Here is a 10,912-nt window from a genome sequence, read left to right on the forward strand (position 1 = left end):
GTAAGGAGTTTTCACTATGGCTCGCGTCGATTATTTCGATGATCCGAACGCTCCCGCCGCCAACAGCGTGGTCCCGTCAGTTACCGTGGTTGTGCGCGACGACGCCGGACGACTGCTACTGATTCACAAGATTGACAATGACCTTTGGGCCTTACCTGGCGGCGGACACGACGCCGGGGAACGCATCACCGACACCGCAGTGCGTGAGGTCAAAGAAGAGACGGGCGTTGACGTCGAGATCCTCCGCCTAGTTGGCACATACACCGATCCCAGGCACGTTATGGCCTATGACGACGGCGAAGTTCGACAACAGTTTTCCCTGTGCTTCGAGGGGCGCTGGCTTGGAGGAACACCGCGCGAGGACGGCACAGAAACGAAGGCGGCGCGATGGATAGCGCCGGACGAAATGACGCAACTCAACATTCATCCGTCCATGCGCCTACGAATCAACCACGCCCTGGATGAGTCTCGCACCTCGCCGTACCTAGGATGAAGCCGCCGCAATTCGCAGCTCCGCGCGTTCAACAGCTTCCCTGAGAATGGGGGACGCTTTAACCCAGGTCCGATGCACAGGGTCATCCTCTGGATAACGCCGAAGAATTTCGGAAATCCGCTCGTCATAGGAAAGGCGTTCGCCGCCGGGACCGGTTGTAAGGTCGGCCAGCACTAGAGCATCCAACACTGGACTATCAACGAACGGGAACTCTGCCAATTCACTGGACAAGCCTCGCTCCTCAGCTTCGAACCGGGCTCCAGAATGATGGGCGACAAGATTGACGACCGATACAGGCCAGCCATGCGCCCGCAGGAATCGAGCACCATCAAGTGGATGAAATCGCGTGTGACCGATTTGTTCGGAATACCCGATGTCGTGGAGCCAAGCAGCCGCCACAAGGCTCTCCACATCGTCTCCGGAGACAGCGGCCGCGACCTCGCGAGCACGGGCCGCAACAGCTCGAACGTGAGACCATCGACGCCCCAACGGGGCAACGAGCTGTTCGGCGAGCATCTCAGCGCGGTCAACGATCGTCATAGAACTGCACCCTACTGGTCGCATGGGGCCTTCCTTGTACCAGTCGATTGGTGGCCGGCGGCCTGAAAGCGGAGTCGTGGAAGCAGCTGTAAGCCCGGACCAAATTTGCTGGTTAGAGGTGCGGCCCAACTCCCCACCTGCCTGACCAACTGCCTGACGATCACCATGGATGCACCCGAACATCGATGGACGTCAGCGGACATTGCCAGTCAGGCAGCAAACGTCGCCGACCAGGTGTTTTGCGCCTGTCTAGTGCCTGGGGGTCAAGGGGTCGCAGGTTCGAATCCTGTCAGCCCGACCGGAAGACGAAGCCCCTGGCTTGTACCTCAGGTACAAGCCAGGGGCTCTTTCTTGTTCAGTTCAAAACCAGGCCGATAATCTTGAGGTGGTCGCTCTCGCGCTTCCCTCAGCGCTGCAAAGGCAGCCCCAGCGAGACTCCTGCGAGCTCGACGAGCTCGGGCCCGAGGTCAGGGAGGTAGCCATGCGTAACGAGGTCATGCGACAACTGGACGTCCTGGTCGGCTCGTGGCGGACAACGCTGTGCAACGCCTGGTTCCTGGACCCCGCCGACCAGGAGGTGCCTGGCTCAGCGACGGTCGAGTGGCTCGGTGACGCGTTCGTGGTTCTCCGCTGGACCATGGGCGACGGCGACGACAAGGCCGCGAGCGAGATGGTCCTGGTTCTCGGCCGCAGCGACACCCGCGACACCTACACAGCCCTCTACCACGACGAACGAGGGGTTTGCCGGGTCTTCGCCATGACTTTCGACGGCACACGCTGGCAACTGAACCGCCAAGACCCCGACATGCACCAACGCTTCATCGCCGACGTCCGGCCAGACCGGATCGACGCACGCTGGGAAGCGTCCGAAGACCAGGGATCCACCTGGCGCAAGGACTTCGACGTCATCTTCGAACGGATCTAGCAACGCACAGCGCGGAAGCCAAGTAAAGATCGTTTTGCGGGGAGGGATCGCGCCCGGCTACTCAGGTGCTTCCCTCTCAGGCGAGGGTGGCTCCGTAGGCGGCGAGCACAGGCCGTAGCGGCTGGAAGAAGCTGACTTGGCTGTTCCCGCCGGACAGCACTCCGTAGCCGACGCCGCCATAGAACAACGGACCGCCGCTATCACCGCTCTCGATGGGGATGTCGGTCGCGATCGTCCCGACGACCTGCTTGTCCTTGCCGTAGTTCACGGTCTGGTTGAGGCCCAGGACCTTCCCGCACGTCTTCTTCGTCGTCATGCCGCTCTTGCACACCCGTTGCCCCACCTGCGGGATGCCCGCGCGAAGGATCCGCTGGGTGCTGCCATCGTATAAAGTGACTTGGCTGTGCCCGGAGCCGGAAAGGTCCCGGACACGGCCGTAATCGGTCACCGGGAAATGGGTGTCCACGTTAGGGCCGATACCTTGCCAGTCCAACCCGTGTTCGGTGCAGTGCCCGGCCGTGAGGATGTACCGGACGTCCTTGACGAGGATCGCGAACCCCGCTGAACAATAATACGGTTCACGGCCGGGTCCCGGTGAGACGGTGTACATCGCATCACCGCCGTTCACTGCCGGCTGCTGCGCCGCACCGACTGCCGACGGCGCCGCGGAAACGACTGGACAGGCCAACAACGTGGCCATTACCGAGGCGATCAGCACCCCGGCCAGCTTACGACGTGAGCAGCCGAACATGGTCATGTCCTTCCGTCCATAAGAGACTGGATACGTGCGACCAGTCCAATGCCACGCGGACGGCAGCACAATCGGAGTCAGCCTGACGAGTGATCAAAAAGCCGTCGGCCGCCGAGATCCGTGCACGATCACACTCACCCAGGCCTCGAGGTTCCCTGCTCACAGACCGCCAGAGTCTCCCTTCTCCGACACCGCAGGGCCCGAGCGCACGCTCGCGCGAAGGCGTTCACCCTGCCGCCTGAGCGGTGACAGGCGGTGGTGTGTCACGGCGAGATCGAAGGGCAGACTCCCGCCGAGGTCTCGTCTCTACCGGAGTTGTCAGCTCGTTGTCGCCTCGGATTGCCGTAGCGGTATTGCGACGGGGTGACGACGGAGACCCCGAACCGCTCTTCCTCGCCCCCGCAGACACCCAGTCGCGGACGGACCGGTGCCGACCGCTCATGCAGTTGCTGACGCAGAACTTGTTCGTGGACGGCTATCGCGCGCTCCGTGACGACCAGGGAGATGAGCCGCTGGGCTGGTCACACCGCAACCGTAACGGCCTGGCCGCGGTGCACCGCGCGACCCTGAAATACGGCTGGTCTTACACCACCGTCCTTCCCGGTGAAACGGCTCCGGTGATCCGGGGCGTGTCTCCGCGCGACACGACCGCCGCCTGCGCCGATGACGTCCCCTTGGTCGCAGCCGGCCAGCACTGCGTTGCTGCGAACACGCCACGTCCCTGTCTCTGGCACCCGGTCGTCATCGGGCACATAATCGGTGCCAGTGGGGGCATGTCGGCTCCTCGCGGTTTCATCGGCCCGGGAGGACTCCACGATGAAGTTGCCGGACCGCGATCGCACTCCGATACGGTTCGCCGTCCTCACCTCGGTCACCGGCGGTCTCGTTCTCGCCGGGGTTCTCGCGATGATCCGTAGCGACGTGCTGATCGCGAAGGTGCCCGTGTGGACCCTTCTGGTCGCAGGAGTGCTGGCCGCAGCTCCTCTGCTGCGGCGGGTGCCGTCGGCCAGGCGCACACGGCAGGCCTTCCTCGTGACATCGGCGTTCAGGCAGAAGTACTGGGTCGCGGGATTCGTGCAACGCCTGCACCGCACGCTGGACCGCGCCAACATCGATCTGGTGCTCAAAGTGCCAGACCTGGACTACGATTCCGCCGCGCAAGCGCACCACCTGCGCAGGATCCTGGCCGCACACCACCGCTACATCGGCGGAATCATCGTCGCGACCGAAGTACACCGTCTCCGGCCGGACCTCATCGAATTTTGCTCCGAACTGACCCTGCCGGTGGTTTTCACCGACATCGAACCGTTCGACGACGAGGACCACTACCCGGGCAACGCCGCCTTCGTCGGCTACCTCAGTTCGGACCTCGGGACCCTCGCCGGCCGCTGGCTGGTAACCCACCTACGCAAAAACGACAGGCAGCGGCCACACGTGCTGATCGTGGCCAGCAGGCAACATCAGGCCCGGCAAAGCCACTGCGCGGCTGTCCTTCAGACCGAGTTGCCCGGCGTTTCGATCACCATCGACGAGACGTGCGCCTTCCATCGCGCACGCGCCTACGACGCCGTGCTGTCCCACGCGCGCCTGCTCACCTCACGGCACGGTCGTCTGGACGCCGTTTTCTGCACCAACGACGAGATGGCGCTGGGCGCCGTCGACGCCCTCCGAACGATCACCTCCCCTGTCACGACGGACACCGTGGTCATCGGCGTAGACGGAACCACCGAGGCAAGGACCCTGATCGACGCCGGCACGAGCCCCCTTCGAGCCACCGTCGTCCAGGACGCCCACCGCCTCGCAGAAAGTGTTGTCGATGTCTTGGAGAAGATGCACAAGCGCCGCAAGACAACGAAACGCACCATCCTGGATCCCGAGGTCCACGAAACGAAATAAGCATCGCGTCGCATACAGGAGAACGGCAAGCCTGCCTTCCGTCGCCAAATCCGGACGGGCTCGCTGTCAACTCGGTGAGATCCGCCGGGTTTCGACGACCTTGGCGTTGTAGTGGGCACCGTTCACGACCGTAGTCTCGAGAAGTACCTCGAAATGCTTCATCTTTTTCGTTCTGCGGAGAAACTTCCGGTCTCCGAGCTTCTCCGCCGCAGCCAGGGTGCCATGTTCCCAGCACCCCGCCACAATGACGATCTCCGACGTATCCGGAGCCAGCGGGTTCGACGTCCGGATGATCAAGGCATAGTCACTGACCGGATACCCTGACTCGTCGTACCGCGGTGCCAGCACGCGGCCGGTGCGCACATCACGCACCACAGCCGCCCCATGCTCCAGATCCTCGGCGAAACCGTAGGAGACCGCTCCGTTCAGCTTCGCCAACATCGTCCTCGTCACCGCATTCGCCACCGGCCCGCCGATCAGGACCAGATCCGAACTCAGCTCACGCGGCGACAACTGCTTCGACTCCGCGATCCTGCCGGCGAACCCCAGCCTGCGAAGCTGGGCCTCGATGTCCACCAGCGCCCCGATGTCACCCATACCCACCACACCGGCTCTGGCCCACCGCCGATGCAGCTCGAAGTCATGAGCCCCCAGGACGATCAACGGGTGCCGACCACCCAAAGCCCGCCAGAACCTCCGCGCACGGAGCAGCTTGAGACGTCGTCTCGCAGTCGTCGACAACCAGACCAGCACACCCCCGATGGCGGCGGCGATCAGATTGCTCGAGATATCGGGTAACGCTTGGACCAGCCAACCGCCGACACCTCCAACAGCCAGACCCATACACAACCGCCCCTCGCCAAAGCGCTCCCTCCCCCAGTCGCACACAGCACGCGTACTGTTACCGCCCCAAATAGTCAAAGCACACTGCGCACCCCCGAATGTCGAGGTCCGGCTCCGCGCCGACGTACCAGCACTGCTTCGAACCGCTGACGTGGTCGCGCTGGAGAACCAAGATCTACGCGCTCAGCTCACCCAGCCACACGCCAACGTCATCACCTTCGGGGCGTGCGGTCTGCGAGAGGACGGCGGTCCTCCGGCGACCAATCGCCATCACCACCTATCGCGAAGCCACCACCACAGCCACAACGGGAGCCGGCGACGCGAGGAACGAGCAGCGATCCCAGCTGGATGGTCGCCTACAGCACCGACCCCGTCGTGCTGCTCGACCAACAACCGTCAGTCTGAAGAAAGCTCGCGCGGGTCCACCTCAGGCCGTCACTCCGGGCCAGTCGGCCTCTGCTGGTTTCAGCGCGGGTGAAGAGTCGAGAGTCTGTTGCGAACGCTGTGGAGTTCGCTGCTGGTAACGCCGGCGCTGAGCAAGTACTGCTCGACATCGAAGCCGTCGAGGGTCGTCATGACGGCCTCCTCGACCGTGGTGCCCCGGTCCTCGAGGACACCCTGGATGAACGGCTGTTGGTCGGCGGTTCCCATCGCGGCGTACAGGGCTTTGAGCGCTTCGGCGGACAGGGCGTAGTCCGCGGCGATCGCCTGGGGTTCGACATCGGCCAGCGCGAGCAACAGGAGCGCGATCAGCCCGGTTCGGTCTCGGCCGCCACCGCAGTGGAACAGAACCCCGCCGGGATCTGCGTGGGCGATCGCCGTGATGACGGCAGCGCAACGCTCGGCCTTCCGCTGGAGGAAGACGGGATAGTAGAGCGGGGTGCCGTTGAGCCGCTCACGATTGACGTGCTGCCAGAATTCGAGGTCGTCGATGTCGTCGAGCGGGACCTCGAGCCGGTTGACGCCAGCCGGTGTGGCAGGACCGTCTGAGGCGGGGGCGAATTGTGCCGAGCCCGCCTGTGCCGTCGACGCGGTGTCAGTCGGCCGGATCTCGTCCGCGTTGCGGAGGTCGATGACCGTGCGGACGCCGGCCTCGCGCGCTTGAGCCCAGCCTGTCTCAGTGACGAAACGAAGGTCCGCCGCTCTGAAGAAGGCTCCATAGCTGGTCGTGTCGCCGGACGTGGTGGGCAGTCCGCCGAGGTCCCTGGTGTTGAAGAAGCCTTCCCAGGCCACTCTTCTGCTCGTACTCATCGTCCGGACGCTCTCTCCTCACTGAGGTTGCCGGGCAAGCCGGGTCTCCATGTAGCGACGCACGACACGCAGGTTGGTTCATCGTTGCCCGCGGGTCATTGTCGGCGTGAGCAGGTCGACGATGCGGGCCTGTGCTCGAAGTGTGCGCGTCTGGCTCGCGTCTTGATGGGCGGTGTCGAGGGCCGGCTCAAAGTCCGTCGACCTCACCGAACCAGCCTTGTTCGGTGGCTTCCGGAGCCTGTCGTCGAGGTCGCGCTGCGGATCTCGGTTCCCGCAACGGAACCTTCCACAACGGTGAGCGGACCACCGGGCCGGTCACGAGCGGCGGCGCGCCGTGGACGGGCCCCCGCTCGTGACCGCGGATTCCTGCTCGCACAGACATCACGGGTTCGGGCTGAAGACGCGGTGTTCCGCAGTCGTTTCCCGGCTCTGCCAACGGGTTCGCCATTCACGCGTACGACACCTTGACGTAATTCCGGAACGCGTCGCCAAGTGTCACCCCAGCCGTCCTGTGACGTGTTTCATGACGGTGACTCGCGGGATCCGTTTCCGCTGGCAAGCGCCCGAGCGGGCCCTCGCGTCGCGGGCGAGCGTCTCGGCGGAGTTCGGAAAACCCCAGGTCGGCGCCAAGGTCGAGTTGAGCGAAGGGGGGCGGTGTGGATAATTCGCCCCATGACGAACGCGCCTTCGGATGAGGCTTCCGCGACGTTCAAGGCGTTCTTGAAGACCTACCGCGTTCGCGCCGACCTGACGCAGGAAGAGCTCGCCGAAGGGTCAGGCGTCAGTGTCCGGGCCATCAGCGACATGGAACGGGGCGTCGCGAAGAGCCCGCAGCGCCGGACGATCGAGGCGCTCGCCACGCCCCTGGCCTTGACCGACGAAGAGCTGACCCATCTGCAAAAAATCGCGAAGCAGGGCCGCGTTCAGCCGGCGGCCACCGTCTTGGCCGCGCCCGCCGGGATCTACGACCCGCCTCTCGTCGGCGCGTTGCCCCCTGACCTCGACGATCTCACCGGACGCGAGCGCGACCTCGACGCGTTGCGCGCGCTCACCGACGATCTGAGGGGTGACCACCGGCGGTCGGGGCACGTCGCGGTCCTGAGTGGGCCACCCGGCACCGGCAAGACGAGTCTCGCGGTGAGGACCGCCCACGATCTCGCCGACGACTTCCCCGACGGGCAGCTTTTCCTGAAGCTGCGCGGGATGTCGTCCGAGCCGAACGATCCGGCGGACGTGCTGCATCTGATCCTGAGGTCACTGGGCGTCGACGCCGTCCAGGTCCCCGCCGAGCTGGAGCACCGCGCGAGCCTGTGCCGGTCCTTGCTGAAGGATCGCGCCACCCTGATCGTCCTCGACGACGCGGCCAACGAAGCCCAGGTGCGCCCGCTGCTGGTCGGCGGGCAACGCTGCCTCACCCTGGTCACCAGCCGTCAGATGCTGGTGGGGCTCGAACGGGCGGGCAGGCTCACCCTCGACGTGCTCGAACAGCATGACGCCGTCGCACTCCTGGCGAGCATCGTCGGACCGTCGCGGGTCACGCAGGAACGCGCGGCGGCGATCGAGCTGGTCGAGCTGTGCGGGCGGTTGCCGCTCGCACTCCGCATCGCCGGGAACCGGCTCGCGAGCCGCCCGATCTGGCCGTTGTCGCGTCTCACCGACCAGCTTCGGGATCGAGGCAGGCGCCTGACGACACTCACCGCCGGTGACCTCGACGTCCGCAGCGTCTTCGAATTGTCCTACCGTCAGCTCTCCCCCACGGCCGCCGCGGCCTTTCGACGGCTTTCGCTCGTACCGGCGGCCGATTTCTCCGACGCCGCCGCGATGACACTCATCGAGGCGCCGGAGGAGGACGTGGCCGTCTACCTGGAGGAACTGGTCGACGCGAGCCTGCTGCAGACGTCCCAGGACGTCGGCAGGTACCAGTTCCACGACCTGCTCAGGGTGTTCGCCACGGAACGGCTCGCCCAGGAGGAACCGCCCGAGGCGATCGAGGCGGCGGAGGGCCGTCTCGACCGGTGGCTCGTCCGGACGGCGACGGCCGCGGGGCGCTACTTCCAGCCCTCCGGCGAGCTGACCGCTCCCCCGGTGCCGACCCTGTCCTTCGACGGCCCCGCCGGTGCGGGCCGGTGGCTCGAGGTGGAGACGAAGAACTGGTTCGCCGCCTTGAAGCGGGTCGCCGCCCGTGGCGATCACCGGAAGGTCATCGACCTGGCCGAGGCCATGCACTGGTACTCGGAGATCGGTGGTGCCGCGGCCACCTGGCACGGCGTCTTCGATCTCGCGCTGAAGTCGGCGCTCGCGATCGGCAGCAAGCGTGACGAGGCCGTCCAGCGCAACTACCTGTCCTGGGTGCTGTCCACGCTCATCGGCCGGGTGGACGACGCCGTGCGGATGGCCGAGCAGGCCTTGGACGTCGCGCTGGAGGTGGGCGATCTGCGTGAACAGGGCTGGGCGAAGATCTACCTCCTGACTGCCCGGCTCCGTGGCGGCGATCTGCCGGATTCCCCCGACCTGTTCGATGATCTGGTGGCGTTGTTCGACGCGGCAGGCTATCCGCTCGGGCTTCATCTGGCGCGGTCGAGCCGGGCGACCCACTGGTCCGCGAGCGGCCGGTTCACCGAGGCTGCGGCCGAGTTCGAGACCTGTGTCCACTACTTCCGGCGACCGTGCGATGGCCCTCGCACACTGGTGGACGACACCAACTACGCGTACCTGCTGCTGCGCTCGGCGCAGAACCTGGCCGCGCTCGGCGAACTCGACGACGCGCTCGGCCAAGGCGACGAGGCGCTCGACCTGTTCCGGGCACATGGCGCGACGATGGGCCAGGCCCGTGCGCTCCAAGCCGGCGGCAGGTTCCTGCGACGGCGGGGAGAGCACGCGAACGCGCGCGAGAGACTGTCGGAGGCGCTCGCGTTGTTCGAACGGATCGGGCATCCACAGTCTCAAGTGGACACTCTGTGCGAATTGGCGTCCTTGTCCGACGAGGCGGGCGACCCGGTGTCGGCGCGTGGTGAGCGAGAACGCGCGCTGTCCCTTTGCGACAGACTGGGCAGCGCCGAGGCCACGAAGTTGCGGGAGAGGTTGACCGAGCGCGTCAACGCGTCGTAAGCCCGTTCAAGCGGAAGTGCGGGTGAGTTCCTCCCAGGTGATGTGCCCGAGGAGGACGTCCTGGACGGTGTAGCGGGGCGTGGGCTCGAACTCGGCGATGGTGGCCTGCCTGGCCTGCGGCCGGCCGGCGGCGGCCGCGATCCGGCCGCCCAGTTCGGTCGGGTCCATCTCGCGTAGGTCGTCGCGGGACACGTACACGGCCACCATGTCCTCTTCCGACCGGGCGGGACGACCGGTGAGACCTTGGATTCGTAGCGACACGTCAACTCCTTGGGTTGAGCGGATCTGCGACTCTTGTTCCAGTAAACGGGGCGGGCGCTTCCGCGACCACGCGTAACGACCAGCAGAACGACCGGAGGAAGTCTCTTCCGGTGTCAGGGCTCCGGGTCAGCCCGCGCTCCACACCGGGCGACGGTCGCCGGACGGCGGCTCCAGCACGAAACCGACCGCGCGCTGGACGACGTCCGCCGCCACCGGTCCCGCCACCTGGCCACGCTCCCGGATGTGGCCGAGGAGCCGCGGTTCCGGCGCCAGCCCGTGGCGCTCCAGGTAGTAGGTCACGGTGTCGGTCCAGATCCATTCGCCGTCGGTGACGAAGTTCGTCGGCACGACCGCGGTGCGGTCCGGGTCGACCACGTCGTCCAGCAACGACGGCGTGACCAGGATGGGGGTGCCGCCTGCCAGGTACGCGACGAGTGCCTGGAGTTCCTCCCGGTCCTCGACGCGCGGGTGGTCGGGCGCGAAGCCCGGGCCGGTCTCGGGGTCGACGACGTCGAACACCCTCGCCAGGGTGAACTCCTCCGCTGTGGTCACCGGTTTCCTCCTAGTGAGGGGTGTGCTCTGCCTGATCAGCACATCTCATCCAGGCGGCGGACACCATGCAGGAGCGGCGGCAGAAACGTCCGGCAGTTGTCGCAGTCCGTGAAGGCCTCCTTGAGGGACGCTGGGTCCCTCAAGGAGGCCTTCACGGACCACTGACCGGCACTTGCCACTCACGACCCACGACCGGCTACCGCCGCCGAGACGGGAAACGTCCGGCAGTTGTCCCCAATGCGACATTGGGGACAGCGGCTCTCGTCAGGCGTAGGGCAAGGCGGGGGGCGGG

Annotated in this window: 10 protein-coding genes; 4 read left to right on the forward strand and 6 right to left on the reverse strand. The window is 65.8% G+C overall.

Annotated elements, in window-relative coordinates:
- Positions 1-16 precede the first annotated feature (16 nt).
- Positions 17-493: an NUDIX domain-containing protein gene (locus tag DMH03_RS24075; RefSeq protein WP_125794270.1), complete on the forward strand. Its 477-nt coding sequence runs from the start codon at positions 17-19 to the stop codon at positions 491-493.
- Here DMH03_RS24075 and DMH03_RS24080 read toward each other — a convergent pair.
- Positions 485-1,033 carry an HD domain-containing protein gene (locus tag DMH03_RS24080; RefSeq protein WP_125794271.1) on the reverse strand — a complete coding sequence of 183 codons (549 nt, stop codon included), beginning with the start codon at positions 1,031-1,033 and terminating at the stop codon, positions 485-487. The two genes, DMH03_RS24075 and DMH03_RS24080, sit on opposite strands and share 9 nt — an antisense overlap.
- 481 nt (positions 1,034-1,514) lie before the next feature.
- On the opposite strand from DMH03_RS24080, the gene DMH03_RS24085 reads away from it, so the two are divergent.
- Positions 1,515-1,958, forward strand: a complete 444-nt coding sequence (locus DMH03_RS24085; protein ID WP_125794272.1) for a hypothetical protein — start codon at positions 1,515-1,517, stop codon at positions 1,956-1,958.
- A 76-nt stretch (positions 1,959-2,034) separates the two neighbouring features.
- On the opposite strand, the gene DMH03_RS24090 is transcribed toward DMH03_RS24085, so the two are convergent.
- Entirely contained in the window at positions 2,035-2,715 is a 681-nt protein-coding gene (locus DMH03_RS24090; RefSeq protein ID WP_233611607.1) for a S1 family peptidase, read from the reverse strand.
- Positions 2,716-3,615: 900 nt separating this feature from the next.
- On the opposite strand from DMH03_RS24090, the gene DMH03_RS24100 reads away from it, so the two are divergent.
- Positions 3,616-4,605, forward strand: a complete 990-nt coding sequence (locus tag DMH03_RS24100; protein ID WP_233611608.1) for a sugar ABC transporter substrate-binding protein — start codon at positions 3,616-3,618, stop codon at positions 4,603-4,605.
- A gap of 66 nt (positions 4,606-4,671) precedes the next feature.
- On the opposite strand, the gene DMH03_RS24105 is transcribed toward DMH03_RS24100, so the two are convergent.
- Together DMH03_RS24105 and DMH03_RS24110 are read right to left on the reverse strand one after the other, a co-directional pair.
- Entirely contained in the window at positions 4,672-5,448 is a 777-nt protein-coding gene (locus tag DMH03_RS24105; protein WP_125794275.1) for a hypothetical protein, read from the reverse strand.
- A gap of 465 nt (positions 5,449-5,913) precedes the next feature.
- The gene (locus tag DMH03_RS24110; protein WP_125794276.1) at positions 5,914-6,699 is read right to left on the reverse strand and encodes a tyrosine-protein phosphatase; all 786 of its coding nucleotides are present in this window, start codon (positions 6,697-6,699) and stop codon (positions 5,914-5,916) included.
- Positions 6,700-7,371: 672 nt separating this feature from the next.
- Between DMH03_RS24110 and DMH03_RS24115 the strand changes: the two genes are divergently transcribed.
- Positions 7,372-9,807 (forward strand): NB-ARC domain-containing protein, encoded by a 2,436-nt coding sequence (locus DMH03_RS24115; RefSeq protein WP_125794277.1) that lies wholly within the window; start codon positions 7,372-7,374, stop codon positions 9,805-9,807.
- Between the two features lie 6 nt (positions 9,808-9,813).
- Here DMH03_RS24115 and DMH03_RS24120 read toward each other — a convergent pair whose 3' ends face one another.
- Together DMH03_RS24120 and DMH03_RS24125 are read right to left on the reverse strand one after the other, a co-directional pair.
- Positions 9,814-10,068, reverse strand: a complete 255-nt coding sequence (locus tag DMH03_RS24120; RefSeq protein ID WP_233611609.1) for a hypothetical protein — start codon at positions 10,066-10,068, stop codon at positions 9,814-9,816.
- 126 nt (positions 10,069-10,194) lie between these two features.
- Positions 10,195-10,620, reverse strand: coding sequence for a hypothetical protein (locus DMH03_RS24125; protein WP_125794278.1), 426 nt, complete (start codon positions 10,618-10,620; stop codon positions 10,195-10,197).
- Positions 10,621-10,912: the final 292 nt, after the last annotated feature.

The organism is Amycolatopsis sp. WAC 01376 (assembly GCF_003947415.1).
Taxonomy (GTDB): Bacteria; Actinomycetota; Actinomycetes; order Mycobacteriales; family Pseudonocardiaceae; genus Amycolatopsis.